The following is a 25,738-nucleotide window of genomic DNA, read 5'->3' as shown; positions in this document are numbered from 1 at the left end:
CCGATGGCCCGTCACATCGTCGCGCGCACCACTGAGATTCCTGCCGGCGGCAACAAGGTGTTCGGCCTCGAGGGCCGCGACATCGTCGTGTTCCACGTCAATGGCGAGTTCTTCGCGCTGCTCAATCGCTGTCCGCATGAGGGCGCGCCGTTGGAGAAGGCGGCCTGCGTGGCGCGCCTGACTTCGCCGGAGCCCGGCATCTATCAGCGCGACCGTGTCGGCGAGATGCTGCGTTGTCCGTGGCACGGCTGGGAATTCGACATGCGCAACGGCCAGTCCTGGTTCGATCCCAAGCGGTTCAGGATTCGCTCCTATCCGGTCGCGGTCGAGAGCGGCGCCGAATTACAGAAGGGGCCGTATGTCGCCGAGACGTTTCCGGTGCACATCGAGGACAATTACGTGATCGTCGAGGTGTAATGGGCTGCCCCGGATTTCGCCGTCATGCCCGGGCTTGTCCCGGGCATCCACGTCTTGCTTTGCTGCAGAAAAGACGTGGATGGCCGGGACAAGCCTGGCCATGACCGGAGAGTATTTATTGCGTAATATGCAATAATGAAGTGCTGCTGTCAGTGATTATAATGTGAGATGCAATGGGCCACCTTGAGGTCGCGGCCGGGATGAACCCGTCCACGACATCAGGAACGGCACCATGAAGCTCTATCACTTTGCTCTCTCCGGTCACGCGCATCGCGCGCGCCTGTTCATTTCCCTGCTCGGAATTCCGCACGAACTGGTCGACGTCGACCTCAAATCCGCGGCGCAGAAGACGCCGGAATTCCTCGCGCTCAATCCGTTCGGTCAGGTGCCGGTGCTCGACGATGACGGCACCATCATTGCCGATTCCAACGCGATCCTGGTCTATCTCGCGACCAAGCTCGGCCGCACCGACTGGCTATCACAGGATGCGAAGGGCGCCGCCATGGTGCAGCGCTGGCTGTCGGTTGCCGCCGGCGATCTCGCGTTCGGGCCTGCCGCGGCGCGGCTCATCACGGTGTTCGGCGCGAAGCACAATCCGGACGACGTGATCGCGCGCGCCCATGTGCTGCTGAAGCGGCTCGAAGCCCATCTCGCCGATCGTGACTGGCTGGTCGGCGCGCAGCCGACGATCGCTGATGTGGCGCTCTACAGCTATCTGTCGAGCGCGCCCGAAGGCAATGTCGATCTCTCTGCCTATGCGCGCGTTAACGCGTTCCTGCGCCGGATCGAGGCGCTGCCGGGCTTCGTGCCCTTTGCCAAGACGCGCGCCGGTTTGGCGGCGGCTGCGTGATATGTCGATCGGGCGTGCCCGCGGGCGCGTCCGTCCAACCCCGCAAGGGAGGGCGATGCGATGAGCGACAGGCGAACCAAGAGCAAGCTCGCGACCTGGCATGCCGGCGAAATCGCGATCCAGCAGAAGGTCGGCGTCGCCGAGAAGATGGCGGGTGTCGGCCAGCGCGCGGTGCGGGACTTCATGCCCGACCAGCATCGCGATTTCTTCGCGCAGATTCCCTTCATCGTGGTCGGCAGCGTGGACCGCAGCGGCGACGTCTGGGCCTCGCTGCTGGCCGGCCGGCCCGGCTTTATCTCGTCGCCGACGCCGCGCAGCCTCGAGATCGATGCGCGGCCTGAGCCCAGCGATCCCGCAAGCGAGGGCATGCTTGACGGCGATGCGATCGGACTGTTGGGGATCGAATTGCACACGCGGCGCCGCAACCGTGCCAACGGGCTGCTCCGTGCATCGTCGGGCAAGGTGCTCAGCTTCGAACTCGACCAGAGTTTTGGCAATTGTCCGCAATACATCCAGCTCCGCGATTTTGCCTTCGTGCGCGAGCCGGACGCAGCTTTCACCGGAGACGTCGAGCAAGGCACGACGCTCGATCAGGCGGCGCGCGACACGATCGCGGCGGCGGATACGTTCTTCGTGGCGTCCTATGCCGAGCGCGAGGACCGTCGCCAGGTCGATGTCTCGCATCGCGGCGGCAGAGCGGGTTTCGTTCGAGTTGGCGATGACGGCACGCTGACTGTCCCCGATTTCGCCGGCAATTTGTTCTTCAACACGCTCGGCAACATCCTCGTCAACGGCAAGGCCGGGCTGGTGTTCGTCGATTTCGAAACCGGCGACATGCTGCAACTGACGGGCGATGCGAAGGTGATCCTGGACTCGCCCGAGATCGCGGCGTTCCAGGGCGCCGAACGGCTCTGGAGTTTTCGCACCCGCCGCGTGGTGCGCAGGCGCGGCGCGCTGCCGCTGCGCTGGGCGTTCCAGAACGCGGGCTGGTCGCCGAATGCACTGATGACCGGCGACTGGGCGCAGGCCGCTGACCGGCTCCGCGCGTCCGAGCGCGCGACGCAGTGGCGCCCGTTCAAGGTCACCGGGATCGTCGACGAGAGCCGTTCGATCCGCTCGTTTCATCTGCAGCCGGACGATGGCGCGGGGCTGCTGCCGCATCAGGCCGGACAGCATCTGCCGATCCGCCTCACATTGCCCGGCTCCGGCAAGCCGGTCATTCGCACCTACACGCTGTCGGTCGCGCCGTCGGACGGCATGTACCGCATCAGCGTGAAGCGCGACGGCCTGGCGTCGCGACATCTCCACGACACGATCCATGTCGACGATATCATCGAGGCAAGGGCGCCGAGCGGCGGCTTCACGATCGATGCGCGCGAGAAGCGGCCCGCGGTGCTGCTTGCCGGCGGCGTCGGTATCACGCCGATGCTCGCGATGCTGCGCCATGTGGTCTATGAAGGGCTGCGGACCCGCGGCATCCGGCCGACCTTCCTGTTCCAGGCCGCGCATGCCAGGGCCGAGCGCGCGTTCGGCGACGAGTTGCAGCAATTGGCCGATGCCGCCGGCGGCGCAGTCCGGATCGTCCGCGTCCTCAGTGACGTCGATGGCGCCGAGCAGGGCACGGACTACGACGCCGCGGGACGGATCGACATGGCACTGCTGTCGCGCGTCCTGCCGTTCAACGATTACGATTTCTATCTGTGCGGACCGCCGCAGTTCACCCAATCACTCTATGACGCCCTGCGCGGCTACAACATCGCCGACGGCAGGATTCACGCCGAGGCGTTTGGTCCATCGTCGCTGGTACGGAAGCCGGACGTGGTCACAACAGTGCCGCCGCGCCGGCCGGCTGCGACCTCGCCAGTCGCGGTCGCCTTCACCGCATCGATGAAGGAAGCGCGCTGGACGCCGGAATCCGGAACGCTGCTCGAACTGGCGGAGGCGCGCGGTCTCAGCCCGGCCTTCAGTTGCCGGGAAGGTAATTGCGGAAGCTGTCGAACCCGATTGCTGGCAGGCGCCGTGACCTATCTGAAGGAGCCGACCGCCGAGGTGGCTGACGACGAGGTGCTGATCTGCTGCGCGGTCCCGGCGAAGCCGGATGGCGACGGCGTGGATCGGGTCCAGCTGGATCTTTGATCAGCCGAGTTTGCCGACGCGCGCGGCGTCTTCGGTGACATTCAGCCCATGCTGCCCGGCATGAAGCAGCGCGGCCGCGGGTGGCCATCGAGGTAATACGGCCAGACCATGGTGCGGCCGGCGCGGTTCGGTCCGGCGACGACGGCGTCCTCGGGAACGTCGACCCACTCACCCTCGAGGCGGACGCGATAGTGGCCGTCCTTGGTGTCCCAATCGGCATCGTCGACGCGCTGCGCGTCGCTGCCGTCGCAGCAGGGTCCCTTGCCGCTGTGCAGGCTCTCATACCAGCCGTTCAACTCGGGATGCTGGTGATCATGGGCTTGCACCGGGCCGATCGCCGGCAGCGCCAGCAGGCCGGTGATGGCAAAAAGCGTCGCACGCCAAAACGGTTTGTTCATCTGATCCCCAGATCCGGAAAGGCCCAGCAGCCAATCCGGACATGGTCATCACGCGCGCGACATCAATAACATGACGATCGTCATATATTTACATTCATGCGAGGCACTGTGTGCCGTCGGGCCAGGGCCGGGTGCCGGCAAAATCAGGCGAGCAGGCCCATCACCTGGTCGATCACGGCTTTCACCCGCTTCGAATCCGGCCTTTGGTGCGCGAGCGCCAGCAGTCCGGCATGCACCACCATGATGGTGTGCGCGGTGACGTCGGGATCAAAACCCTTCCTGAACTCGGCGCGGTCGGCGCGCAGCCGCGCGCGCAACAGCTCTTCGAGCCGCCGGTTGTAGCGTTCGATGCTCTTGCGAAGCTCGGCCTGATCGAGCGAGCCGTCGGTCGCGGAATTGATCGACAGGCAGCCGCGCTGTCCCTTCTCGCCCGAGCAGTAGGGGATGAAGCCGGTGAGCCACTGCCTGATCGCCTCACGGGCCGGCCCCGGCTGCGCCAGCACGCGCTCGGCCCAGCCCAGGATGCCGTCGTGATAGCGGTCCAGCACCTTGAGGAACAACGCGTTCTTGTCGCCGAACGCCGCATAGAGGCTGGGCTTCGCGACGCCGCTCGCCGCCGTGATCTCGTCGAGCGAGGTCGCCTGAAAACCCTTCTGCCAGAACACCTGACGGGCGATTTCCAGGACGTCGTCCGGATCGAAGCTGCGCGGCCTTGCCATACCGCCCTTTTATGTACTCCCGCGTCGGATGTGAAGCCTTCACCTTGCTGTGAAGGCGATCGGGGCCATTGACGTCATCCACATTCTGTACTTACTGGTACATAACGAAACCGGGAGATCGTGCCATGAAGGCTGTTCAGGTCGTTGCGTTCGGACGTGCTCAGGATGTGGTCAAGCTCAATGAGGTGCCCGACGTGGGCAGCCCCGGCCCCGACGAGGTCGTGGTCGCCGTCGAGGCTGCGCCGATCAACAACTCGGATTTCATGATCATCGCCGGGCGTTACGGCTATCTGCCGACGCCGCCGGCGACGCTCGGGATCGAGGGTGTCGGGCGGGTGGTCGCCGCGGGATCGCAGGTCAAGAACCTGAAGGTCGACGATCGCACGCTGATTCCGTTCACGGTCCCGACCTGGACCGAACGCGTCAAGTTCACGGCGTCGTGGCAGCGGCCGTTGCCTGAGAAAGCGGACGTCCAGCAACTCTCGATGATCGGGGTCAACCCGGCGACCGCCTATCTGCTGCTGACCGATTTCGTGAAGATCCCGCACGGCGGCTGGGTGATCCAGAACGGCGCCAATTCAGCGACGGCGCGGGCGGTGATCGCCGTCGCCAAATCGCTCGGACTCAAGACGGTCAACGTCGTCCGGCGCGAGGAGGTCGTCGACGAGGTCAAGTCGGTCGGCGGCGATGTCGTGCTGGTCGACGGACCGGATCTCGCCAAGCGTGTCGCCAAGGAGACCGGCGGGGCGCCGATCCTGCTGGCGCTCGACGTCGTCGGCGGCGCGTCCACGTTGAACCTGATGAACTGCCTGGCGCCGAAGGCGGTGCTCGTCATCTACAGCGCGATGAGCGGACAGCCGTTCTCCGGCTCGGCCTTGAGCGTGATTTTCAATGAGGTGTCCGTGCGCGGCTTCTGGCTCGGCCATTGGGGCAAGACTGCAACCGACGAAGCCCTGGCCAGGATGTACGATCATCTCGTGCCGATGGTCGCATCCGGCGCGATCAGCGCACCGGTGGTCGGGAGCTATGGCCTGGCGGATTTCTCGCAGGCGATCGCGCAGGCGTCGGCGTTCAAGGGCAAGGTCATCTTCACGCCAAGCTAGGCCGTGTGCCTGGGCAGCTCGTGGCGTGACACGGCAATGCCATGTCCGCCGCCGGATCGCGGCAGGTAGCTAGACGATGGTCGTGAGCACGAATGCGTGCCACGCGCCCCAATCGATGCCGTCGAACGCACGCACATACATCGGCTCGGCGCCGGTGGCGGCGCCACCGCGGACCCAGACGTCATCGACGGCCGCGGCGCTGACGTCGATGACGGTGCTGGCAGCCCAATGGGAATTCGCGGAGGTCCAGAAGTAGCCGCTGTTGGCGGTGTTGCCGCCGTCGAAGAACTGATACTCGGTCGCGGGATTTCCGTCGACATCAGAGTAGGACAACAGGTTGCTGACCTGGCTCCACTCATTGACGTGCAAGGTCTGATCGTTGATCGAGGCGACGGGCGCGTGGTTGGGCAGCGAGGTCAGGGTAAAGCTGTCCCAATTGCTCCAGGCGGTACCGTCGAAGGCCCGCACATACATGGTCTCGGAACCGCCGGCGGTGCCGCCTTGCACCCAGACACTGGCCAGATCGGACGCGGCAACGTCGATCACCGTGTTGGCTGCCCAATGTGAATTGGCGGGCGTCCAGAAATAGGCGCTGTTGGCGGCCGAGCCGCCGTCCCAGAACTGGTATTTGGTGATCGCATCGCCGTCGGCGTCGGATGCCGTCGTCCAGTTGACGAGCTGTGCCCACTGCGCGGCGTTCAGCGAATGATCGCTGATCGCAACCGTCGGGGCCGTGTTCGTCGACGTCAGGTTAAAGCTGTCCCAATTGCCCCAGGCGGTACCGTCGAACGCCCTGACCCACATGGTCTCGGAGCTGGTCGCCGAGCCGCCCTGAATCCAGAGATTGTCCAGATCGGACGCCGAAACGTCGATCACGGTGTTGGCATCCCAGTGCGAATTGGTCGGAGTCCAGAAGTAGGCGCTGGTCGCGGCCGTGCCGCTGTCCCAGAACTGATATTTCGTGATCGTATCGCCCTCGGCATCGCTGGTGCTGAGCCAGCCCTCGGGCTTGACCCATTGATTGACGTGAACCGACTGGTCGTTGATGGTCGCGACCGGCGGCGTGTTGACCGTCGACGTCAGCGTGAAAGTATCCCAATTGCTCCACGTGGTGCCGTCGAAGCCCCTGACCCACATCGTCTCCGAACCGGTCGCCGAGCCGCCCTGGATCCAGACATTGGCGAGATCAGCGGCCGAAACGTCGATCACGGTGTTGGCGTCCCAGTGGGAATTGGTCGGCGTCCAGAAATAGGCGCTGGTCGCGGCCGTGCCGCTGTCCCAGAACTGGTACTTCGTGATCGCATCGTTGTCGGCATCCGACGCCGTCAACCAGTTGCCGACGGTCACCCACTGGCCCACGTGGATGGAATGATCACCGGTCGTCACGACGGGGGCCGAATTCGTCGACGTCAACGTGAAGGTATCCCAGTTGCTCCAGTCCGTTCCGTCGAACGCCCTGACCCACATGGTCTCGGAGCCGGTCGTGGAGCCGCCCTGGACCCAGACATTGGCGAGATCAGCGGCCGAAACGTCGATCACGGTGTTGGCAGCCCAGTGGGAATTGGTGGGAGTCCAGAAATACGCGCTGGTGGCGGCTGTTCCGCTGTCCCAGAACTGGTACTTGGTCGCGGCATCGCCGTTGGCGTCGGAGTAGTTCAGCCAGTTCGTGACCTGCGCCCATGTGTTGGTGTGCAGCTGCTGGTCGTTGATCGTCGCGACGGGAGGCGTGTTTGGAATCGTCGTGAAGGTGAACGAGGTCCAGGTGCTCCAGTCCGTCCCGTCGAAGGCACGTGCCCAGAGTGTCTCGGAGCCGCCGACCGAACCGGCACGCAGCCAAACATCGGAGAGATCAGACGCTGCAACATCGATGGCGGTGCCGGCATCCCAATGGCTATTGCTGGGAGTCCAGAAATAGCCGCTGGTCGCGGCGGTGCCACCGTCGAAGAACTGAAAGCTCTGCGCGGGATTGCCGTCGGCGTCGAAATAAGTCAGCCATGGCTGCATCTTCTGCCACTGATTGTACAACAGGCTGTGGTTGCCAATCGTGACGACCGGTGCGGTATTGGCCATGGTTTGCGTCCTCGTGGTGCGCCGGTCGAAGCCGGCTAATGTCCAAGGTGCAAGGCAATCAATTTGTGCTCGCGAAACGGGCTGGTGCTGAACCAGCGTCATTGGGCCGAGAGCAGCGCGTCAAGAAAGCAGACAGTATCAAGATCAGGTTCGCAGAATATGCGCGCGGCATCTATGACGGGCGTCACACCCGCTGGCCAAACGAACTGCGGCAAAACGTCCTAGACCTCGCTTTGAACCACCTCACATCGAGGGGCTCCGTTCATGCAGTTCGCGACGGACTATCGACCGCGAACCGATCAATCGCGAGACGACGATCGCGACGCGCCAACCTGCCCGCACTCAGAGAACGATGTCCGGTGCGGGCAGAGGCTTGACGTTCACGCGTGCTCCCCCGCCCGCTGCGGCAGGATGAAGACCAGGGCGGCGATCGCAACGGCGAGAGCGATCGATGCCGTGTAGCGGCTGAGCGCAAGGCCGCCGTGATCCAGCGGCTTGTCAAGGAAATCGCCGACAGTCGCGCCGAGCGGCCTGGTCAGGACGAAAGCGATCCAGAACAGCACCGTGCGCGACACCCTGGTCCAGAGATAGGCGGCGGCAACGATGGCGATGCCGGCGGCGAACACGATGGCGCCGCCGCGATAGCCGAGCCCGGTGGAATCGGCCATCCAGTCGCCGAGCGCGGTGCCCAGCGTCTGCGAGAACAGGATCGTGATCCAGTAGAAGGTTTCGGCCGCCTTGTTGTCGATCGACGCGATCGAGACCGTTCCCATGGTACGATGCCACGCGGCAAGGGACACAACGAGCAGCCCGGCGAGCAGCGATGAGCCGCCGAGATATCCGATTCCGAGCGAGCGGTCGACGAAGTCGGCAAAGGTCGTGCCGACGGTCGTGGTCGCGATGATCACCGTCCAGTAGAGCAGCGGATGAAAGCGCTTCGCCGCCATCTGCGCCGCGACGGCAACAGCGAAGATGACCGCGAAGATCGCGGTGCCGACGAGATAGCCGAGATTCATCGACATCGTGACGGCGTCGCCGCCGGTCTCGCCGAGCGTCGTGGCGAGAATCTTGATGACCCAGAAGCCGAGCGTGACGGCGGGGACCTTTCCCGCGCGCTCGTCCGCGGCGGTGTCGTGCAACAATAATTCCATGGGTTCTTCGCTCCGGGAGGCCGGTCGCCGGCGGACGATGCCGCCGGCGGTGGTCGAAATGATGGATGGCGAGATCAGGCCTTCATCGAGTCCATGATCGACAGCAGTTCGGCGAGCGCCTTCTTGCATTTGGCGGCATCCGGATTGGTCTCACGCACCGCCTCGAGCGCGCGATCGATCGCCTTGTCGACCGTGTGCCAGTCCGCGGCCGCGCGTGGCTTCAATCCGGCTTCCGCTTCGTCCCATTTGGTCTCGAGATCCTTGATCCGCGTCTTGGCGCCGGCCAGGTCGCCCTTGTCGACCAGTGCCGCGACATCGGCGGCGATGCTGCGAAATGGCATCAGGTCGCCGAGCCTGGCGGCGGCCGTCTGCGTGTGCGGCAGCAGCTTGAGGCCTGCGTTGGCATCGGGGAGCGGCTGGATGACTGCGAGCGCAACGATCGCCGTCGCAAGGCCGAGTGTCGTCTTGTTCATGGGTGGTTCTCCTGTGTGAGGGGCTTCGATGGGTGTCCGTTGGGGCGCGTGTCGCATTCACGCGCCGGGCGACGCCTCGGGCTTTCCGCCGGCGTCGCCTTCGAACGACAGCCAGGCGACCAGCGCGACGATCACCGTCAGGAAGGCGAGGCTGGTGTAGATCGTGCCGAAGCCGAGGCCGCCATACTCGCGGGCCTGGGACAGCAGGTCGCCGAACGATGCTCCGAGCGGACGCGTCAGGATGTAGGCGAGCCAGAAGGTCAGCACCGCATTGGCGCCGAGTGCGTAAGCTGCGGCGATGACCGCGATCAGTGCCGTGAACGCGACCACCCCGACGTTGAAGCCAAGGCCCAGCGCTTCGGTCGCAAGATCGCCCGCAGCCGTGCCGAGCGCGAATGTGAAGAGGATCGCGGCCCAGTAGAACAATTCGCGCCGTTGGGTCACGATGCTGTGGATCGACAGCGTCCGCTCGACCGAAAACCAGATCGCAAAGGTCGCGGCCAGGGCGATCGCGAAGGCGGCCGTGCTGACGTAGAGGCTGATCTCGAGCTTGTCGGTCAGTGCATCGGTGATCTGCGTCCCGACGATGCTGACGAGTACGACCGTCAGCCAGTAGACCCACGGCACGTAACGGTCCATCCGCAGCTGGATGGCCAGCACTGCGGCAAGCAGCGTGATCATCAGCAGCCCGGTCACGCTGGTGCCAAGGCCGACATGGACGGCAAGGTAATCGGCGCCGGTCTCGCCGACCGTGGTCGACATGATCTTGATCAGCCAGAAGACGAGGGTGACTTCGGGGACCTTGTTCAGCATGCTGCGGCCGATGGGTCTGATATCCAGCACGGTGTGAAGCTCCGCTTTGACAGGGTCGGCGGTTCCGCCGAGTTCGAAACGGAGCGTGCCCTGCGAGACTTAGCCCCGGCTTAGGTGGGCGGAGCGGCCGCCATCTGGGCGCCGAAAGCCCCTAAGCCGCGGCTAAGTCGAAACTGATATGATCGCGCAGGCGTCGCGGGTTGTTCGGTGCGACGCAGTTTCGCCGGGCCTACTCCCGGCGCGGATCGGGATGGATTGCCAGGCGATGCGGGTGCTCGTGGTGGAGGACGACAGGATGATCGGCGCCGCCGTCGTCGAGGCGCTGAGGGATGCCGCCTATGCGGTCGACTGGGTGCGCAACGGTGATCTCGCCATCGAAGCCAGCCGCAGCGAGACCTACGACATTGCGCTGCTCGATCTCGGCCTGCCGTTGACTGACGGTCTCGACGTTCTCAAGGCGATCCGGGAGCGCGCCTCGCGGCTTCCCGTGATCATTCTCACCGCACGCGATGCGCTGAATGATCGCATCCGGGGGCTCGATCTCGGCGCCGACGATTACCTGGTCAAGCCGTTCGAGATCGCCGAGTTGCTGGCGCGCATGCGCGCGGTGCTGCGGCGCGAGGGCAGCGGAGCGCCGCCGGTGCTGACGAACGGTGAGCTTCATCTCGACCCGGCCACGCGGGAAGCCACCTTCTGCGGAGAAAAAGCCGTGCTCAGCGCACGCGAGTTCGCCCTGCTGCAGGCGCTGCTGGCGCGGCCGGGGACGATCCTGTCCCGTGCCGAGCTCGAACGCCAGATCTATGGCTGGCGCGAGGAGGTCGAGAGCAACGCGGTCGAGTTCCTGATCCACGCCGTGCGCAGAAAACTCGGCGCCGCGGCGATCAGGAACGTGCGCGGCGTCGGATGGATGGTGGATCGTTCGAGATGATGAGATCGCTGCGCGGACGCCTGTTCGTCGGCCTCACCGCGATCATCCTGTTGACGGGTGCCGTCGGCGGACTCCTGGCGTACAAATGGGCCTATAGCGAAGCGATCGAGATGCAGGACTCCGTCCTGATCCAGATCGGCAGCTTCGCGCTCAGCGCTCCGATCCGGCAAAGCCGCCCGGTCACCGGCGTCGACGCGGAAGCCGAGGTTGCCGTCGTCGAGCTCGGCGAGGTGCCGCGCGGCTCCGCCGACGATCGCCGGCTTTGGGGCCTGAAGGACGGGCTGCATAATGATGTCTATCACGGGCAGCCGGTCCGCGTGCTGCTTCGGACCCGGCCGGACGGCAGCCGCTTCGCGGTGACGCAGCAGACCGAGATCCGCACCGAGATCGCCGGCGATATGGCCGTGCGCACGCTGTTGCCGATTGCCGCGCTGGTGCCGTGTCTGCTGCTGATGACGGCATTCGTGATCGCCCGATCGTTCCGGCCGATGTTGCGCCTCGCCGGCGATCTCGATGCGAGCAGGGTGGATGACGTCGGTGCCTTGCCGGCGACGGGCGCGCCGAGCGAGCTGCAGCCGTTCCTTGGCTCGATCAACGGGTTGCTGCGACGGGTGCGCGTCATGATGGATCAGCAGCGGCGTTTCATCGCCGACGCGGCCCATGAACTTCGAACGCCGGTCACCGCGCTCAGCCTGCAGGCGGAAAATCTCGCCTCCCTCGACATGCCGGCGGAGACGCGCGACCGGCTCGATGCGCTGAAGAGCGGCATGCGGCGCACCAAGCATCTGCTCGAGCAACTCCTCGCGCTGGCGCGTCAGGACGCTGCGCCGGCCATCGCGCGTGGACCAGTGGAGCTGGACAAGATCGCAAAAGGCGTCGTCGCCGATCTGCTGCCTGAGGCGGCAGCGCGCAACATCGATCTCGGTTTCACGACGGTCGAGGAGGTCGCGGTGAACGCCGACGAGCTGTCCCTGATCTCGGCGGTCCGGAACCTGGTCGAGAACGCAATCAAGTTCACGCCCAACGGAGGGGCTGTCGATCTTGCCGTCGGTCGGGAGGACGGAATGGCCGTCATCCAGATCGAGGACACCGGGCCGGGGATTCCGCCGCAGGATTTGGCGCGGATCGGCGAGCCGTTCTTTCGCGGCGGTCAGCCGAGCGGCGAGGGCGCCGGGCTCGGGCTCTCGATCGTGAAGCGCATCGTCGATCATGCCGCCGGTTCGGTTCTGTTCGAAAATGTGACCGGTGCCGGACGTTCAGGCCTGCGCGTGACCGTCAAGCTGCCGGCGACCGACGGGTAAAGCCTGGCGGCCGGAAAATGGGCGGGGCGCGCGCGGCATCATTGCCATTGCATCCTGACCCCGGTCCGGCTTACCGCTATCAGTGCGGTTCGGATGCGGGCCGTTGCAATCGCCCTGTCGATGACGTCGGTTCTCAATTGAACAGCTTTAAGCTGATCATCAGTTGGAGCATACTTGCAACCAGCTGGCCGCTCCTTGTCCCCTCAAGCATTGGGATCGTTCGCATTGGGATAGAACAGCCGCTGGCCGTTGATCTTATAGCCGGCGATCGCATTCTGTCCCTCCGGTGAAATCAGAAAGTCGATGAAGCGCTGGCCGGCTTCCTTCTTCACCGTGGGATGCTTGACCGGATTTACCAGCATCACCCCGTACTGATTGAACAGCCGCTTGTCGCCTTCAACCAGGACGGTCAGGTCGCCGCGATTTTGGAACGCCAGCCATGTGCCGCGGTCGGACAGCACATAGGCGTTTGACGCCGAGGCCATGTTCAGCGCCGCACCCATGCCCTGGCCGATTTCCTTGTACCACGAGCCGCGGTCGTTCACGATGTCGATGCCGGCCTCCTTCCAAAGCTTCAGTTCGGCAATATGGGTGCCGGAATGATCGCCGCGGGAGACGAACGGCGCGGCTCTGGTCTTGATGGTCTGCAGCGCCGTGAGGACATCCTTGCCCTTGATGCCTGCCGGATCGTCCTTCGGACCGATGACGACGAAGTCGTTATACATCACGGGATAGCGCTTCACGCCAAATCCCTCCGCAAGGAATTTCTCCTCCGCGGATTTGGCGTGCACGAAGACCACATCGGCATCGCCACGGCGTGCCGTATCGAGTGCTTGGCCGGTGCCCTGTGCCAGTACCTTCACTTCGATGCCTGTCTTCTGCTTCACAACCGGCAGCAGGTAGTCAAACAGACCGGAGTCCTGCGTCGATGTCGTCGACGCAACAACGATCGATTGGTCTTGCGCCCAAGCCAGATGGGTGAAGGTCTGTGCACTGAGCGCGGCAACCGCGATGATTGCGAGGATGCGAAGTGAGCCGAACCAGTGCTTCATGTGAGCGATCTCCCTTGGAACAATCATATTATTTGGGGCTTCAGCGAGCGGTCAGGATGCGTCCGATCAAAAAGCTCAACGCGCTTACGGTCATCGAGAGGATGACGAGGATGATGCCGAGCGCAAGCGCGAGGCTTAACTCCCCCTTGCTCGTCTCCAATGCGATGGCAGTCGTCATGGTGCGCGTATAGCCGCGCACATTGCCGCCGACGATGATGATCGCGCCGACCTCGGCGATCGCCCGGCCGAACGCAGCGAGAAACGCGGTTAATAGCCCGTCGCGTCCGATAGCCATGAGCGGCCAGGTGGCACGCAAGCGCGAGGCGCCATCGACGAGAAGGGCATCGCCGTAGCGAGCCCAGACATCCACCATCATCCGGTGCACCAGCGCAATGACGATGGGAATGCCGAGAATGGCCTGCGCGATCACCATGGCGGTTGGCGTGAACAGAATCCCGAGCGCGCCGAATGGCCCCGATCGAGATAGGAGGAGGTAAACAGCAAGCCCCACCACGACCGGCGGCAACCCCAGGAGCGCATTGACGACAACGATCAACGCAACTCTGCCCCGGATCCGGTAGATGGCCAGCGCCGTACCCATCGGCGCCCCGATCGCGAAGGCAAGGAGGCTCGCCGTCAGGCTGACGCCGAGCGACAGGCCGACGATCTGGCGTAGCTCCGGATCAAAACGGCCGATCAGGCTGACGGCCATATCTAGCGCTTGGGTAAAATCGTTCATGGTCTCTTACTAAGCCAGACCTCGGAAAATAAGCAAAACAATCGAGGTCTTGAGACCGGCCCCGCTTACCGCTACCAGTGCAATCCGGAAGCAATGCCAGGCGCATTGGAGGAAGGACGTTTCTCATGACAAGCACGACGGCGGAGCTCGAGGCGCTCCTGATGCAGCGGTCGCTGACCGATCCGCAGCTCCTGGCGACGGCGGAGGCGGCATCGAGCTTCCGGATCCTGCCGGATGCCGCGGTGATCAAGATCGGCGGCCAGAGCGTCATCGACCGTGGCCGCGCCGCCGTCTATCCGCTGGTCGACGAGATCGTCGCCGCCCGCAAGGCGCACAAGCTGCTGATCGGGACCGGCGCGGGCACCCGCGCCCGCCATCTCTATTCGATCGCGGCCGGGCTTCGGCTGCCGGCCGGCGTGCTCTCGCAGCTCGGCGCCTCCGTCGCCGATCAGAACGCCGTGATGCTGGGCCAGCTTTTGGCCAAGCACGGCATCTCCGCGGTCAGCGGCGCCGGGCTTTCGGCGGTGCCGCTCTATCTCGCCGAGGTGAACGCGGTGATCTTCAGCGGCATGCCGCCTTACGGGCTGTGGATGCGGCCCGCAGCCGAGGGCATGATCCCGCCCTACCGCACCGACGCCGGATGCTTCCTGGTCGCCGAGCAGTTCGGCTGCAAGTCGATGATCTATGTGAAGGACGAAAACGGCCTCTACACCGCGAACCCGAAGACGTCGAAGGGCGCCACCTTCATTCCGAAGATCTCGGTCGCCGAGATGAAGGCGAAGGGATTGCAGGATTCGATCCTCGAATTTCCGGTGCTCGATCTGCTCGCCACCGCGCGCCATGTCCGCCAGGTGCAGGTCGTCAATGGCCTCGTCCCCGGCAATCTCACCCGCGCGCTCGCGGGCGAGCATGTCGGCACCATCATCACCGCGAACTGAGCAGGGACACGACCATGGATGACACCATCAAGCACGTCGCTTCGCCGCTCGCTCGCCAGACCCTGCTCGACAGCGATCTCACCCGTCCCGTTGCCGGCGGACGCCCGATCCCGCTGCTGCCCTGGGTGCAGGTGGTGAAGATCGGCGGCCGCTCCATCATGGATCGCGGCCATCAAGCGATCCTGCCGATCGTCGACGAGCTGCGCGCGCTGCTGCCAGAGCACCGCATGCTGATCCTGACCGGCGCCGGCATCCGCGCCCGCCATCTCTACAGCGTCGGCCTCGACCTCGGACTGCCGGTCGGCTCGCTCGCGCCGCTCGCCGCAAGCGAGGCCGGCCAGAATGGCCACATTCTGGGTTGCCTGCTCGCGCCGGAGGGCGTGTCCTATATCGAGCATCCGACCATCGCGAGCCAGCTCGCGATCCATCTCTCCGCGGCCCGCGCGGTGGTGGGCAGCGCCTTCCCGCCGTATCACCATCATGAATTCCCGGTCTCGCGCATCCCGTTGCACCGCGCCGACACTGGTGCGTTCCTGATCGCCGATGCGCTCGGCGCCGCCGGCCTCACCATCGTCGAGGACGTCGACGGCGTGTACAGCGACGATCCGAATGGTCCCGACGGCAAGAAGGCCCAGCTGCTGCGCGAGACCAGCTTCGCCGATCTTGCCAAGCTGAAGGGGACGCTGCCGTTCGATCCCGCGCTGCTCGAGGTGATGGCGAACGCACGGCACATCGAACGCGTGCAGGTCGTGAACGGCCTGGTTCCCGGCCGGCTCACCGCGGCGCTGCGCGGCCAGCACGTCGGATCGATCATCCGCACCGGCGCGCGGCCGGCCTGATCGAGCCGCGGACTCCACCTCGCCCCGCTTGCGGGGAGAGGCATAGGCCGCCCTTGGCGGCCGTCCCCAAGAACGCCGGAGCGGAGCTTCGGCTATGACGCATCGCTAGATGCGTTCCGGGTGAGGGGGAGTCTCTACGGACCCAGCTATCACCATATGTGCGGAGGCAGCCCCTCACCCCAACCCTCTCCCCGTAAGAACGGGGCGAGGGAGCACATCGCCGTTGCGATTACTTGATCGTGGCGCGCACGGTGATGACCGAGGTGCCGGAGGCCTTCGGTCCCTGACCTGTTGCCTTGATGGCAAACGTATCGCTGCCCTTGTACTTGGCCTTCGCCCTGTATTCGAAGGTCGATGCGTTGATCTTTTTCAATTTGCCATAAGCCGGCTTTTGCGAGATCGACGAGTCCGTCACCGTGCCGCGGATCCCGATCGGGATCTGGCAGCTTTCGCCTGCTGCGACGTCGATATCGCCGGTCGAATTCTCGCCCCAATCCGCCAACGTCACCGACATCGAGCATTCCGGCACGGCCGGCGCCGACGACGCCGGCGTGACACTTGATGCCGCAAGGATGAGCGCCAGGAAGGCTGCTCCCGACAATCGCGTCGTAACGATGCTCGTTCTCATGCAAGGCCCACTGCTGAAGGTTTTCGGCAACGGAATCCTGCAACGCCGGAGCAGGGGTGGCAAGGACTTCGGCTCGGATGTGTTGCACGGATTGAAATGGCCCGGGCACCTTGTTGCGCCGTTGCAGCGCGCCCATAGTCATCGCTCTGCGATGCGATCCGAACACAAGCGTTCGCGAGACGAGAAAGGGTTCCAATGGCTGAAGGCAACGAGGGGCAGTCGAACGCCCGGCAAGCCGGGTTTGCCGGCGTCACGCGCAAGACCCTCGAGCGACTGCAACTGCCCGGCGATCAGCGCGAGCTTGTCGTTGCCGAGGTGACCTATCCGCCCGGCGGGGTTGCTCCGCTGCACCGGCATCCTGTCGGCGGCGTGATCTTCATCGTCGAAGGTGTTGCCGAGTCCGCCTATGGCGACGAGGCGCCACGGCAATATCGGGCAGGCGAGACCTTGCAGGATCGGGCCGATGTTCCGCACACGCTGTTTCGCAATTGCGACCCGGAACGGCCGCTGCGCTTTCTGACGATCTACGCGCTCGAACCCGGGCGCGCCTACACGATGGAGCCGTAAAGACTAGGCGCTTCCGTCGGCTGTTCAGATCATCGCGAGCTTGATCCGGCCGCCTTCAATGGTTCCCGCCGCAAGGGCATCGCGAGCCATCTTTTCGAAGGTCGGCCAATTCGCGAGAAGATACTTGTGCGCCTGCATCTTCGTCGGGAATGTGGTTTGCAGGATGCAGTCCTGCCGCGCGTTTCCGTTCGCAATCTGAAAGGACACCGCTTGCGGTCCCTCATTGATCTCTTGTTCGGTGGGCTTGGGAAGCTTGCGCATGCTGCTCCTTCACGAAGATTCTCGCGCTCGTCGCGAATGGAATTCGGTCGCATCCCGGGCGGGCGATCCGGTCGCGTGGCGCGCGACTTAATCGACGTCGGCGGCCCCGGCCTCAGCCTTTTTGGCTTTTGCCGGGCGCGGCTTCGACGCCTGGTCCGGGCTCGGCGTGTTACGCACGGCCTCGGTCAGCATCTCGCGCAATTCGGCCTTGGTCTTGGGTGCTTCGCGCTTGCTCGGTTTTTGCCAGTTGGTCATTGACTCTATATGGGGATGCCCGAGGCAAAATGCTACCGCTCTCTCAAGCTTTCGGGTTTACCCCGGCCACCGGCGGCGGAACGGCCAGAAGGAAGCAGACCGATTCCACCAGGAGCTCATGTGCACGGTCGACGATGTCGTCCAGCGACGGCGTCTTCGCGAACATGGCCTGGGCTTCAGCCAACAACTGCTCGCGCGTTGGCATGCTGGGCAGATGCAAGTCGGCACGATGCTGCAACAGAAAAAGCGCGTCCCGCACCGACAATCCGGTTTCGTGGATTGAGGATTTGATCGCCTGCGCAATGTGTTCGGGGTTGAAACGGCCGGCAAGCTGCTCAGCCGTCCGCTTGATCACACGCGATCCCAGGCGCTGCTCGTTGCGGAGAACCTGCGCGGGCGGCGCCTTGAGATCCCAGACGACACCGAACCAGGACAAGGCCACCAGGACATAATAGGTCGCGTCGATCTCCCACCGGCGGAAGCCTTGCCGCGCGCTGCTTTGATAGGCGTGGTGATTGTTGTGCCAACCCTCACCCATCGTAACCAGCGCCAGCAGCCAATTGTTGCGGGAGTCATCGCCCGTCACGTATCGCTTGCGTCCGTGAACATGTGCGAGGGAGTTGATGCAAAACGTTGCGTGATACACCAGCACGGTGCTCCAGAAGAAACCGGCCAGGAGCCCCGGCCACCCGGCAATGAGGAAGCACAGGACTGCGACCACGACCGCCGGCAAAACCTCGAATTTGTGCAGCCACATCAACTCCGGATACGCGGCAAAATCCGCAACTTTCGTCAGATCAGTCGCATCGTGCTGTCGATAGAAGATCCAGCCGAGATGACTGTACACGAAGCCTTTGTGCCGGGGTGAATGCACATCCTGCTCGGTATCCGAATGAAGGTGGTGATGTCGATGTTTCGCAGCCCACCAAAGGATGCTTTTCTGGGCGCTGCTTTGGGCAAGGAATGCAAGGATGAATTGAAACGCCCGGCTGGTCGAATAAGCCCGGTGCGAGAAGTAGCGATGATACCCGGCCGTGATCGCAAACATGCGCAGCCAATACAGCGCGACGCAAATTGCAATCGCCGGCCATGAGACGCCCGACCAGATCGCCGCCAGACACCCCAAATGGACCAGCACGAACGGCAGGACCTGCGGGTACATGATGTCGTCGTGCTGCGGCGCCGGATCGATACTGGTGGACACGCTCGCGACCTCAGCTGCTTCGATGCGCAGGCCGGTTCGCCGGCAGACGGTTCAAGTCCTGATCCTGGCGGGCATTGCGCGCGGTGTTGATAAAAGAGAACCCCGCGGCCGGGTGACCAGTCGCGGGGTCGCGTAACCAGAGGCTCTGCCAGTTCATCCGTGGTCAAAGCAGCATGGCTAATTGCCGCAGCTTACACCGCGCGCAGATTGTCCGCAGCAGATTTGCCGGTCCGGCGGTCTGCAACGATTTCAAAAGACACCTTCTGACCCTCGTTGAGGGAGCTCATGCCGGCGCGTTCGACGGCGCTGATATGAACGAAAACGTCTTGGCCGCCGTCGTCCGGCTGAATGAAGCCGAAACCCTTCTGGCCGTTAAACCACTTCACAGTTCCCAAGCTCATGGAACATCGTCCTTTAGTATAGATGCGTGTTTGGAGCCGCACCCGAGGGCGCAGCAGGCTAATTCGAAGTTCAGGGGGTGAGGGTCGTCAGTCAGGCACGCTATCAGCGGCGAGGCCAAGTCGTTCGGCCGAAACTCGATCCGAGGAAGATAGCTACGGTCCGGTCATTCCGCAAGGGGTCTTCCCCCTTTCTGGCCTCTACCGCCGCGTCCCCATGAGGCCACGGCTGCGAGTGACGTCTCTCGGCGGCAAATCTGCCTGATCGCACGGCGATGACATCTCTAGCGTGTGTCGAAACAAAGGCTTGATCGTCCAAGTTCAGGCGCCGCGAACTAGAGTCTATGCCGCGTCTATTTCTTTCTTGTAGACATGTTTTTATCTTCGCCGGACGGTAGCCCGCTGAGTAGATCACGTTGAGAACCGTCAGCAGCGATCTTTCGCTTCAGTTCGATGTCCGCGGCGATGTACTTTTCCAAACTGTCAACACGTTTCGTGATTGCATCGAGAGACCTAGCTAAGAATGCTACCTGTTGCGTGCTTGACGCCGCCAGCTTTGCTCGTTGGCTCTCAGTAACGGTGAGACCTTGATCTTCTCTTCGATTTTGAGCGGACGTGTCTGACTTGATTTGATCTGCCCTTCCGATAGCGAATGGGCACGTAACTCCTAGATAAATCTCAACGCTCAAAGAGCGGGCTGCCATTCCACGCAACGGCAATTTGGAAGCAGTAACACCGTTGAGCCATCGAGATAACTCGTCATAAGATATGTCACACTGAGGCTTCTCTTCTAAGTCACTTTCCACCAGCAGCGCCTTCGCGATCAAGCGTCCTAGCCCCCCGTGGTCGGTGAGAGCGCGATTGGACGACCAGCAGCCCGCAAATGCTCCAAGCCACAGCGGCGCCATGGGGAACCTACCAGAGTACTTTCGCAGAAGATCGGGGAGCACACCCATTCCTGGATCGATCAAACTAGCCGCAAATCCGATCAAGGCATCGGCAGCGATGGCTTTTCCGTTGCGCGCTAACTCCTGAGCAAGTTGATCTAGTGCCCTGACTCTCTCAAGCTGAGGTCCTCGCGAGCAGTCAGCCAATTGAGGAACACGAAAGTGGTCCATCGCAATGGCAACCACATCCGCGATGCTGTCCGCGCTCAGACTATTCTGTCGAAGAATTTTATCGAAAAGAGCGACGAAGGGAGCGAGCGCTCTGCGTCGATCGATGTTCTTATCGAGAGGATCAACGTATCCCGTCAGCGCTTGCCAGATAGGCACTAGCTGTGCCGCCGAGATTGGCCGGTTCCCTTCTCTCAACTTTGCGCTTAGCTCATCGTGTCTAGCTGCAATCTCCTTCAAGTCGCACCGATCGCCCCAGACCGCCACGCCGCGAGCCGCAGCATACGTTGAGCTGGCTAACGCAGCCGTACCTGGAAGGTCCTTCAGATTGAGGCTCTGTCCAGCTTGTGCGCTGCACTCGGCCAATACCAGCCCAATCCATCCTCCCAGTCTCCCATCAAGTATCGGTCGTTCATTGCGAGTGGCCAGCTTCGCTACGTCGGACTGCGAGACTATCCTGCACCATTGCGAAATCGGCGATAGAGCCGAAAAGAACGACGAAAGCCAAGCATGCGTGTCAGATAGGTCGGCGTCGCGGACGATAAGGATATCAGGGAAAGGGTCACCGTCTCGGCGCCATTTGCCAACAACAGCCCCTCGATCAGGTATTCGAAGATCAATGAGCTCTGGCAACCGCAACTCGTCGAGCTCCAACCGACCTGCATTAACAAACTGGGTTGCCATGCCTTCTCGGTTAAGCATCTTGGCTTGGATTATCGTCGACATGGCTACCTCAGAACAGGTCATCTATTGAGGGAAGCTTCTCGCCCGCGGGCTTCATATGCCCCTTCAGCGACTTTGAGTGATGTAGTATCACCTCCGTCTTGGCGCGCGTGACAGCCGTGAACGCAAGTTCCCTGCGGTTAGTCCCGTAATCTTCGGCTCCAATCAGGTGTACCGCACGAAATTCGGAGCCCTTGGCCGATGCGACGGTCATGACGCGTATTAGGCTGTCTGGCCCGAAAGCTTGATATTCCTCCTGCCGTTGTCTGACCGATATGTTGACCAGTTCGCCGCGTTCAACCAAGCGGTCCCAAAACTTGTCGCGAGCCTCGCCCGAAATAGTCAACACCCCTATGGGCTCGTCGGTGATATATCGCCGTTGTTCTTTTAATTGGTCAATACATTCATCGATTTGCGCATCTAGATCAACCGACGGAATCGCAAACACGGACGACGGGCGCGCCTCTTCATCATAATTGCACCCTTCAGACAGGGACGGATCACCCAGCTTCGGTGGCAGTATTTGATCAGCAAAATCGCAAATCTTCACCCCAATACGATAGTGCTGCTCCAGAGCGACGGTTCTGTCCACCAATGCCTGAACGGTCGGTAGTCCCTCTCGGTGTCGCCAAATTCTTTGACGGGAATCGCCTGCAGCGTTGATGCGGTGGGCCAATCGACGAATTATGCGAAGTTCGATCTCCAAGAGGTCTTGCACTTCATCGACGAATATTACGTCATATAGCTTTCCGAGTGATTGGGTGTCGATCATTTCTACTACCGCTTCGGCGACAGCTAGGCGATCAGCTTCAAAGTCGCGAGCCGGTTCTGGAATCTCACCGCCATGGTCTCGAAGAAGCTGCTTCGCCCATCCCATAAACGTCTTAATTTCATCTTCGCGGATTTGATCGCCTCGTCCAATGTTAGGACCGGACTTGAGAAATTCGTTCAGCGTCCTCGTAAATGTGAGCAGTAGGATTCGTGATGCAACTGATCGGACATAGTTGGCGCGGAGGATTAGTAAGTTTGTCTTCCCGGAGCCCGGAGGGCCGACTATGAGAAGCTGCGTTTCTGGATTCTCCAGGAGAATCTGCTTCTGTGCATCGTCTAATTGATTGGGATCAAGCCACCAAGTTTCATTCATAATAAACTCATCGCTCTCTTGGCGTGAAGGTTAAATATCCAGGATATAAAGTATGTTGCTGGTCAGCTGTCTTAGTACTTCGTCAGATTCTATCTGAGGCCCGCTATCAAAGATTTCTAATACGGGGATCGTCAGTGGATCAGGGACGTTCGCAGACAAACTCAGGAGGAGGTGTGACCGATCAGCTGACGGCGTTAGTGTTGCGATCACTGATCGTTCACTGGATGAAAATGATAGCGTCCACGCAATTCCGGCGGGGTGATCTTGCTCCTTGAGCAGGTGAGGGCCTAATGTAGTCTTTTCGCGAAGTGCTGCCTCACGCAACCAATCCCGAACTGGTTTTTTCCATAGCAGAATCGATGGTGCGGTCTGGCTAGAACTCTTCGTTCGGCTTGCCGACAGCCGCCTACGAAGTTCGTCTGGGGTATCCTGCTTGGTACCCAACTGTGCCAACGAAACGGCTCGGATACGGACCGCGGGATCCTTCAATAATGATGCCTTGCACAGCGATATTAATCGTGGCGGAAGGTTTGGATTTACTACAAGAGGAAGCTTCGAAGTAATTGCCTTATGGAGAATGTACTTATTCTGTGTTCGGGCTTCTTCCTTAAAGATCGGAGATTTCATGATCAAGTCATGGAGAACTGCTCCAACTTGATAGATGTTGAGCGCTTCAAAACCATCGGCCCCAGGCGCCTCATCCCGTATCAGATATTCTGGTGGGCTGTATTGGGCAGTTGCAACAAATCGTTTTGTCTCAGTCTGATCGGTGCCGTTACCTTCAGTATGCTCAATTCGACGCAATACTCCTAGGTCAAGCAGCTTTAGCTTGGAAAAGGTGGGGTCAACGACAATGTTTGCAGGCTTTATATCCCTGTGAACCAGCCCCTTCGACTCTAGGAAGAGCACGGCCTCAACGAGTTGTCGCAACAATTCCTCGACGTGGTCGTCACGAATAGACCCGAGGGCCTTTTCGAGGTTTTGCCACGGGCATAACTCCATCACCAAATACCACGTGCCGTCTTCGCGTATTTGTCCGACCTCGAAAACGTCGATCAAATATGGGTTGCCGTGTGAGCGCAGTTGTTCCTGCAGGCGGACCCGATTCTCTTCAATTAGCGCGTTGTCACCCTTGAAATAGGCGGGATCGTAGATCTTGAGAGCGGCCAATCCGTGCACGGGATGAAGAATGCTGAAAACAGCGCCGGAATTGCCAGCGTCAATGAAGGAAAGATCACGCCAACCCTTAGCGTCGCAGAGGCGAATTGCAATTTGACGAGTGAGATCCTGGTCCATGTTCTTCGGTTTGTACAACTAAGAAGCGAATTCATACGACCCTCGGGTAGAATTTACAACTCGTGCGCGCCTAATCCTTCATCGCCGTCAGGCCGTCGACCATCGCGCGCGTCAAAGTGGAGATCTCGCTGCGCAGCGCGCCGATCGGCACGGCGATCAGCTTGTGCTCCAGCCCGAGCGCGACCATGCCGTGGACAGCTGAGAACAGGCTGCGCGCGGTGACGCCGAGCTGGGCCGGCGAGCGCTGCGGAAACAACGCGGCGAGCGGCTTGTAGATGTGGCGGAACAGTTCCATCTGCTCGGTGATCGCCCATTCCGGCACCGGCTTGCCGGGCTGCATCCGGTGCTCGAACAGCGCGCGCCACAGTTCGAGATTGTCGGCCGCGAAGTCGCAATAGGCGACCGCGATCCGGACCAGCATCTCGCGCGGCGCCGCCGCGCCGCGGATCTCGGCCAGCGACAGCGAAGCATCGAGCCGGGCCAGCGTGCGGGAGCCGACGCGCAGGATCAGCTCATCGACATCCTCGACCAGATTGTAGACGCCGCCATTGGCGACCCCGATTTCCTGGGCCAGTTCGCGGGTTTTCAGGCCGCCGAGACCCTTTGCCGCAATTGCCCGTTCCGCCGCCTCGATCAGCGCTTCGCGCAGTTTTGCACGTCGTTCCAATGCCTTGGACATGTTTCACCCGTCGTTAATCACAGTTGTGAGCGTTGCTCAAATAAATCTTGAGCAACGCTCATTATGTGGTACAAGAGATTCATGAGCGATGCTCATAACAGGGAGTGGCCAAATGTTCAAAACTGTTTTGACGATTTTCCGCGGCAGCGTGGCGGCAACCGAGGAGGAACTGCAAGATCGGACCGCGCTGGTCGTCCTCGACCAGCAGATGCGCGATGCCGCCGCCGCGGTCGACCGCTCGAAACGGACCCTGGCGCTCGCCATTGCCGGCGACCAGCAGGAGGGCCGGCGGCTCGAGGCGACCAATGCCCGGATCGCCGATCTCGAGGTGCGCGCCTCGGCGGCGCTCGAAGGCGGCCGGGACGATCTCGCCCGCGAAGCCGCGCAGGCGATCGCCAACCTGGAAGCCGAACGCGACGCCGCGATGACCGCGCGCACGCTGTTCGCCACCGAGATCACCCGGCTGAAGCGCCACGTCGCCAATGCCGAGGCGCGCATTGCCGAGCTCGATCGCGGCCGGCGCCTTGCCCGTGCCTCGGAAGCGGTGCGTTCGCTGCGCCGAAGCGGCATCGAGGCGGCGCGGCCCTACGAGTCGACGCTGCCGGAAGCGGAAGCCACGCTGAAGCGGTTGCGCGAGCGGCAGATGGAGACCCAGGCGGCCGACGACGCGCTGTTCGAGATCGACACCGCCTCGGGCCCGCTCGCCACCGCCGAGAAGCTCGCCGAGCAGGGCTTCGGCCCGCGGATGAAATCGACCGCCGACGACGTGCTGGCGCGCTTGAGAGCCAGGCGCCCGCCTGCCGCCTGAGAACTCAAGCCTGAAACCTCGAGCCTGAAACCAAGCCAACTTCAAATCACCCATTATCAAGGAGACGACCATGAACCAGACCATCCAACCCCACAGCGGCAGCTGGGTTACCTTCACCTACGCGTCCTTCGCAGCCTCTGCCTTCCTCGTCGCCGTCGGCGTGTTCTTTCTGCCGATCGACCTCTGGATGAAGGGCTATCTCACGATGGGCATCGTGATGCTGGTCCAGACCTGCGTCACGCTGACCAAGACGGTGCGCGACAATTACGAGAGCAGCAAGTTCGTGAACCGCATCGAGGACGCCAAGGCCGAGCGCCTGCTGATGGAAGTCTCCAAGGCGGCGTGAGCCGGAGTCAACGGGACCCGGCGGGTGCTTGCACCCGCCGCTTTTAGGACGCTTTGCGCCGATCGGGTCCCGTCATCCCCGCGCAAAGGCTTCGCCTTTGTCGCTGGAGGTGCGAGCCGCTTCGGCGAGCCTCGAAGGATGCACTGCCCGGCTGGTGGCCGTCGACCCTTCGAGGCTCGCTCCGCTCGCACCTCAGGGTGACGGAGAAGGAGCACGCACTCTGCCGCTACGAGCTGCGCTCGCAATGACGGTGGATAGGCCGCAGGCCGCTTACCACCAACTTGTTCCGTTTCCGGAAGGCCTTGTTTACCCTGCGGCAAACCGCGCCAGGTTGCACTCATGGCTCCTTAACAGGCCAAAGTGCAGAGATCGCGCCGAGGGACAGAG

General features: G+C 62.4%; 28 protein-coding genes. 11 read left to right on the top strand and 17 right to left on the bottom strand.

Annotated elements, in window-relative coordinates:
- The first annotated feature begins 3 nt into the window (after nt 1-3).
- From JQ573_RS17910 to JQ573_RS17900, 3 genes are all read left to right on the top strand, one after another.
- On the top strand, nt 4-417 hold the full coding sequence (locus tag JQ573_RS17910; protein ID WP_212313794.1) for a Rieske (2Fe-2S) protein: 414 nt from the start codon (nt 4-6) through the stop codon (nt 415-417).
- 232 nt (nt 418-649) lie between these two features.
- The gene (locus JQ573_RS17905) at nt 650-1,267 is read left to right on the top strand and encodes a glutathione S-transferase family protein (protein ID WP_212313792.1); all 618 of its coding nucleotides are present in this window, start codon (nt 650-652) and stop codon (nt 1,265-1,267) included.
- Between the two features lie 60 nt (nt 1,268-1,327).
- Entirely contained in the window at nt 1,328-3,403 is a 2,076-nt protein-coding gene (locus JQ573_RS17900; protein WP_212313790.1) for a pyridoxamine 5'-phosphate oxidase family protein, read from the top strand.
- Between the two features lie 41 nt (nt 3,404-3,444).
- On the opposite strand, the gene JQ573_RS17895 is transcribed toward JQ573_RS17900, so the two are convergent.
- Nucleotides 3,445-3,801: a hypothetical protein gene (locus tag JQ573_RS17895; RefSeq protein WP_092123892.1), complete on the bottom strand. Its 357-nt coding sequence runs from the start codon at nt 3,799-3,801 to the stop codon at nt 3,445-3,447.
- Between the two features lie 143 nt (nt 3,802-3,944).
- Nucleotides 3,945-4,520: a TetR/AcrR family transcriptional regulator gene (locus JQ573_RS17890; protein WP_212313788.1), complete on the bottom strand. Its 576-nt coding sequence runs from the start codon at nt 4,518-4,520 to the stop codon at nt 3,945-3,947.
- A 125-nt stretch (nt 4,521-4,645) separates the two neighbouring features.
- On the opposite strand from JQ573_RS17890, the gene JQ573_RS17885 reads away from it, so the two are divergent.
- Nucleotides 4,646-5,623, top strand: coding sequence for a 2-enoyl thioester reductase domain-containing protein (locus JQ573_RS17885; protein WP_212313786.1), 978 nt, complete (start codon nt 4,646-4,648; stop codon nt 5,621-5,623).
- Between the two features lie 69 nt (nt 5,624-5,692).
- On the opposite strand, the gene JQ573_RS17880 is transcribed toward JQ573_RS17885, so the two are convergent.
- The 4 genes from JQ573_RS17880 to JQ573_RS17865 form a co-directional block, all read right to left on the bottom strand.
- Nucleotides 5,693-7,693: a hypothetical protein gene (locus JQ573_RS17880; RefSeq protein ID WP_249131916.1), complete on the bottom strand. Its 2,001-nt coding sequence runs from the start codon at nt 7,691-7,693 to the stop codon at nt 5,693-5,695.
- A 380-nt stretch (nt 7,694-8,073) separates the two neighbouring features.
- Entirely contained in the window at nt 8,074-8,844 is a 771-nt protein-coding gene (locus JQ573_RS17875) for a hypothetical protein (protein WP_212313784.1), read from the bottom strand.
- A gap of 74 nt (nt 8,845-8,918) precedes the next feature.
- Nucleotides 8,919-9,317 carry a hypothetical protein gene (locus tag JQ573_RS17870; RefSeq protein WP_212313782.1) on the bottom strand — a complete coding sequence of 133 codons (399 nt, stop codon included), beginning with the start codon at nt 9,315-9,317 and terminating at the stop codon, nt 8,919-8,921.
- 57 nt (nt 9,318-9,374) lie between these two features.
- A complete protein-coding gene (locus JQ573_RS17865) occupies nt 9,375-10,130 on the bottom strand; it encodes a hypothetical protein (protein ID WP_249131980.1) in 756 nt (251 codons plus the stop codon).
- 265 nt (nt 10,131-10,395) lie between these two features.
- Between JQ573_RS17865 and JQ573_RS17860 the strand changes: the two genes are divergently transcribed.
- Entirely contained in the window at nt 10,396-11,058 is a 663-nt protein-coding gene (locus JQ573_RS17860; RefSeq protein WP_212313780.1) for a response regulator transcription factor, read from the top strand.
- Nucleotides 11,055-12,359, top strand: coding sequence for an ATP-binding protein (locus JQ573_RS17855; RefSeq protein WP_212313778.1), 1,305 nt, complete (start codon nt 11,055-11,057; stop codon nt 12,357-12,359). The genes JQ573_RS17860 and JQ573_RS17855 overlap by 4 nt, the downstream gene beginning before the upstream one ends.
- A 203-nt stretch (nt 12,360-12,562) precedes the next feature.
- Here the strand turns inward: JQ573_RS17855 and JQ573_RS17850 are convergent, their stop codons facing one another.
- Both JQ573_RS17850 and JQ573_RS17845 read right to left on the bottom strand, forming a co-directional pair.
- Complete coding sequence (locus JQ573_RS17850; RefSeq protein ID WP_212313776.1) at nt 12,563-13,411, bottom strand: substrate-binding domain-containing protein; 849 nt, start codon at nt 13,409-13,411, stop codon at nt 12,563-12,565.
- Between the two features lie 40 nt (nt 13,412-13,451).
- On the bottom strand, nt 13,452-14,150 hold the full coding sequence (locus tag JQ573_RS17845) for an ABC transporter permease (RefSeq protein WP_212313774.1): 699 nt from the start codon (nt 14,148-14,150) through the stop codon (nt 13,452-13,454).
- Between the two features lie 125 nt (nt 14,151-14,275).
- On the opposite strand from JQ573_RS17845, the gene JQ573_RS17840 reads away from it, so the two are divergent.
- Both JQ573_RS17840 and JQ573_RS17835 read left to right on the top strand, forming a co-directional pair.
- The gene (locus JQ573_RS17840; protein ID WP_212313772.1) at nt 14,276-15,088 is read left to right on the top strand and encodes a uridine kinase; all 813 of its coding nucleotides are present in this window, start codon (nt 14,276-14,278) and stop codon (nt 15,086-15,088) included.
- Between the two features lie 14 nt (nt 15,089-15,102).
- Complete coding sequence (locus JQ573_RS17835; protein WP_212313770.1) at nt 15,103-15,927, top strand: molybdenum storage protein subunit alpha; 825 nt, start codon at nt 15,103-15,105, stop codon at nt 15,925-15,927.
- A gap of 229 nt (nt 15,928-16,156) precedes the next feature.
- Here JQ573_RS17835 and JQ573_RS17830 read toward each other — a convergent pair whose 3' ends face one another.
- Nucleotides 16,157-16,555, bottom strand: coding sequence for a hypothetical protein (locus JQ573_RS17830; RefSeq protein ID WP_249131914.1), 399 nt, complete (start codon nt 16,553-16,555; stop codon nt 16,157-16,159).
- A 195-nt stretch (nt 16,556-16,750) separates the two neighbouring features.
- Here JQ573_RS17830 and JQ573_RS17825 point away from each other — a divergent pair, with 195 nt between their 5' ends.
- Nucleotides 16,751-17,122, top strand: a complete 372-nt coding sequence (locus JQ573_RS17825) for a cupin domain-containing protein (protein ID WP_212313762.1) — start codon at nt 16,751-16,753, stop codon at nt 17,120-17,122.
- Between the two features lie 24 nt (nt 17,123-17,146).
- Here JQ573_RS17825 and JQ573_RS17820 read toward each other — a convergent pair whose 3' ends face one another.
- The 8 genes from JQ573_RS17820 to JQ573_RS17785 all read right to left on the bottom strand — a co-directional run bounded on the left by JQ573_RS17820 (nt 17,147) and on the right by JQ573_RS17785 (nt 24,197).
- Nucleotides 17,147-17,383, bottom strand: coding sequence for a hypothetical protein (locus JQ573_RS17820; RefSeq protein ID WP_176529167.1), 237 nt, complete (start codon nt 17,381-17,383; stop codon nt 17,147-17,149).
- 87 nt (nt 17,384-17,470) lie between these two features.
- Nucleotides 17,471-17,638, bottom strand: a complete 168-nt coding sequence (locus JQ573_RS17815; RefSeq protein ID WP_212313761.1) for a hypothetical protein — start codon at nt 17,636-17,638, stop codon at nt 17,471-17,473.
- A gap of 43 nt (nt 17,639-17,681) precedes the next feature.
- Complete coding sequence (locus JQ573_RS17810) at nt 17,682-18,800, bottom strand: acyl-CoA desaturase (protein ID WP_212314325.1); 1,119 nt, start codon at nt 18,798-18,800, stop codon at nt 17,682-17,684.
- Nucleotides 18,801-19,033: 233 nt separating this feature from the next.
- Complete coding sequence (locus JQ573_RS17805) at nt 19,034-19,243, bottom strand: cold-shock protein (RefSeq protein ID WP_092123914.1); 210 nt, start codon at nt 19,241-19,243, stop codon at nt 19,034-19,036.
- Between the two features lie 350 nt (nt 19,244-19,593).
- Nucleotides 19,594-21,081: a hypothetical protein gene (locus tag JQ573_RS17800; protein WP_212313759.1), complete on the bottom strand. Its 1,488-nt coding sequence runs from the start codon at nt 21,079-21,081 to the stop codon at nt 19,594-19,596.
- Nucleotides 21,082-21,088: 7 nt separating this feature from the next.
- On the bottom strand, nt 21,089-22,222 hold the full coding sequence (locus JQ573_RS17795) for a UvrD-helicase domain-containing protein (RefSeq protein ID WP_212313757.1): 1,134 nt from the start codon (nt 22,220-22,222) through the stop codon (nt 21,089-21,091).
- Between the two features lie 30 nt (nt 22,223-22,252).
- Nucleotides 22,253-23,518, bottom strand: coding sequence for a protein kinase domain-containing protein (locus JQ573_RS17790; protein WP_212313755.1), 1,266 nt, complete (start codon nt 23,516-23,518; stop codon nt 22,253-22,255).
- Nucleotides 23,519-23,588: 70 nt separating this feature from the next.
- Nucleotides 23,589-24,197 carry a TetR/AcrR family transcriptional regulator gene (locus JQ573_RS17785; RefSeq protein ID WP_212313753.1) on the bottom strand — a complete coding sequence of 203 codons (609 nt, stop codon included), beginning with the start codon at nt 24,195-24,197 and terminating at the stop codon, nt 23,589-23,591.
- 112 nt (nt 24,198-24,309) lie between these two features.
- Between JQ573_RS17785 and JQ573_RS17780 the strand changes: the two genes are divergently transcribed.
- Nucleotides 24,310-25,005, top strand: a complete 696-nt coding sequence (locus tag JQ573_RS17780) for a PspA/IM30 family protein (protein WP_212313751.1) — start codon at nt 24,310-24,312, stop codon at nt 25,003-25,005.
- A 70-nt stretch (nt 25,006-25,075) separates the two neighbouring features.
- Nucleotides 25,076-25,351: a YiaA/YiaB family inner membrane protein gene (locus tag JQ573_RS17775; protein ID WP_016846457.1), complete on the top strand. Its 276-nt coding sequence runs from the start codon at nt 25,076-25,078 to the stop codon at nt 25,349-25,351.
- The last annotated feature ends 387 nt before the right edge of the window (nt 25,352-25,738 follow it).

The organism is Bradyrhizobium sp. AUGA SZCCT0105 (genome assembly GCF_018129565.1).
Taxonomy (GTDB): Bacteria; Pseudomonadota; Alphaproteobacteria; order Rhizobiales; family Xanthobacteraceae; genus Bradyrhizobium.
The sequence above is the reverse complement of the archived record's forward strand: the minus strand, read 5'-3'. Positions and strand labels throughout refer to the sequence as shown.

Bases quoted from the DNA above. Each gene is read 5' to 3' on its own strand.
- JQ573_RS17910 (WP_212313794.1), top strand. From the start codon at position 4: ATGGCCCGTCACATCGTCGCGCGCACCACTGAGATTCCTGCCGGCGGC.
- JQ573_RS17905 (WP_212313792.1), top strand. From the start codon at position 650: ATGAAGCTCTATCACTTTGCTCTCTCCGGTCACGCGCATCGCGCGCGC.
- JQ573_RS17900 (WP_212313790.1), top strand. From the start codon at position 1,328: ATGAGCGACAGGCGAACCAAGAGCAAGCTCGCGACCTGGCATGCCGGC.
- JQ573_RS17895 (WP_092123892.1), bottom strand. From the start codon at position 3,801: ATGAACAAACCGTTTTGGCGTGCGACGCTTTTTGCCATCACCGGCCTG.
- JQ573_RS17890 (WP_212313788.1), bottom strand. From the start codon at position 4,520: ATGGCAAGGCCGCGCAGCTTCGATCCGGACGACGTCCTGGAAATCGCC.
- JQ573_RS17885 (WP_212313786.1), top strand. From the start codon at position 4,646: ATGAAGGCTGTTCAGGTCGTTGCGTTCGGACGTGCTCAGGATGTGGTC.
- JQ573_RS17880 (WP_249131916.1), bottom strand. From the start codon at position 7,693: ATGGCCAATACCGCACCGGTCGTCACGATTGGCAACCACAGCCTGTTG.
- JQ573_RS17875 (WP_212313784.1), bottom strand. From the start codon at position 8,844: ATGGAATTATTGTTGCACGACACCGCCGCGGACGAGCGCGCGGGAAAG.
- JQ573_RS17870 (WP_212313782.1), bottom strand. From the start codon at position 9,317: ATGAACAAGACGACACTCGGCCTTGCGACGGCGATCGTTGCGCTCGCA.
- JQ573_RS17865 (WP_249131980.1), bottom strand. From the start codon at position 10,130: ATGCTGAACAAGGTCCCCGAAGTCACCCTCGTCTTCTGGCTGATCAAG.
- JQ573_RS17860 (WP_212313780.1), top strand. From the start codon at position 10,396: ATGCGGGTGCTCGTGGTGGAGGACGACAGGATGATCGGCGCCGCCGTC.
- JQ573_RS17855 (WP_212313778.1), top strand. From the start codon at position 11,055: ATGATGAGATCGCTGCGCGGACGCCTGTTCGTCGGCCTCACCGCGATC.
- JQ573_RS17850 (WP_212313776.1), bottom strand. From the start codon at position 13,411: ATGAAGCACTGGTTCGGCTCACTTCGCATCCTCGCAATCATCGCGGTT.
- JQ573_RS17845 (WP_212313774.1), bottom strand. From the start codon at position 14,150: ATGAACGATTTTACCCAAGCGCTAGATATGGCCGTCAGCCTGATCGGC.
- JQ573_RS17840 (WP_212313772.1), top strand. From the start codon at position 14,276: ATGACAAGCACGACGGCGGAGCTCGAGGCGCTCCTGATGCAGCGGTCG.
- JQ573_RS17835 (WP_212313770.1), top strand. From the start codon at position 15,103: ATGGATGACACCATCAAGCACGTCGCTTCGCCGCTCGCTCGCCAGACC.
- JQ573_RS17830 (WP_249131914.1), bottom strand. From the start codon at position 16,555: ATGAGAACGAGCATCGTTACGACGCGATTGTCGGGAGCAGCCTTCCTG.
- JQ573_RS17825 (WP_212313762.1), top strand. From the start codon at position 16,751: ATGGCTGAAGGCAACGAGGGGCAGTCGAACGCCCGGCAAGCCGGGTTT.
- JQ573_RS17820 (WP_176529167.1), bottom strand. From the start codon at position 17,383: ATGCGCAAGCTTCCCAAGCCCACCGAACAAGAGATCAATGAGGGACCG.
- JQ573_RS17815 (WP_212313761.1), bottom strand. From the start codon at position 17,638: ATGACCAACTGGCAAAAACCGAGCAAGCGCGAAGCACCCAAGACCAAG.
- JQ573_RS17810 (WP_212314325.1), bottom strand. From the start codon at position 18,800: ATGTACCCGCAGGTCCTGCCGTTCGTGCTGGTCCATTTGGGGTGTCTG.
- JQ573_RS17805 (WP_092123914.1), bottom strand. From the start codon at position 19,243: ATGAGCTTGGGAACTGTGAAGTGGTTTAACGGCCAGAAGGGTTTCGGC.
- JQ573_RS17800 (WP_212313759.1), bottom strand. From the start codon at position 21,081: ATGTCGACGATAATCCAAGCCAAGATGCTTAACCGAGAAGGCATGGCA.
- JQ573_RS17795 (WP_212313757.1), bottom strand. From the start codon at position 22,222: ATGAATGAAACTTGGTGGCTTGATCCCAATCAATTAGACGATGCACAG.
- JQ573_RS17790 (WP_212313755.1), bottom strand. From the start codon at position 23,518: ATGGACCAGGATCTCACTCGTCAAATTGCAATTCGCCTCTGCGACGCT.
- JQ573_RS17785 (WP_212313753.1), bottom strand. From the start codon at position 24,197: ATGTCCAAGGCATTGGAACGACGTGCAAAACTGCGCGAAGCGCTGATC.
- JQ573_RS17780 (WP_212313751.1), top strand. From the start codon at position 24,310: ATGTTCAAAACTGTTTTGACGATTTTCCGCGGCAGCGTGGCGGCAACC.
- JQ573_RS17775 (WP_016846457.1), top strand. From the start codon at position 25,076: ATGAACCAGACCATCCAACCCCACAGCGGCAGCTGGGTTACCTTCACC.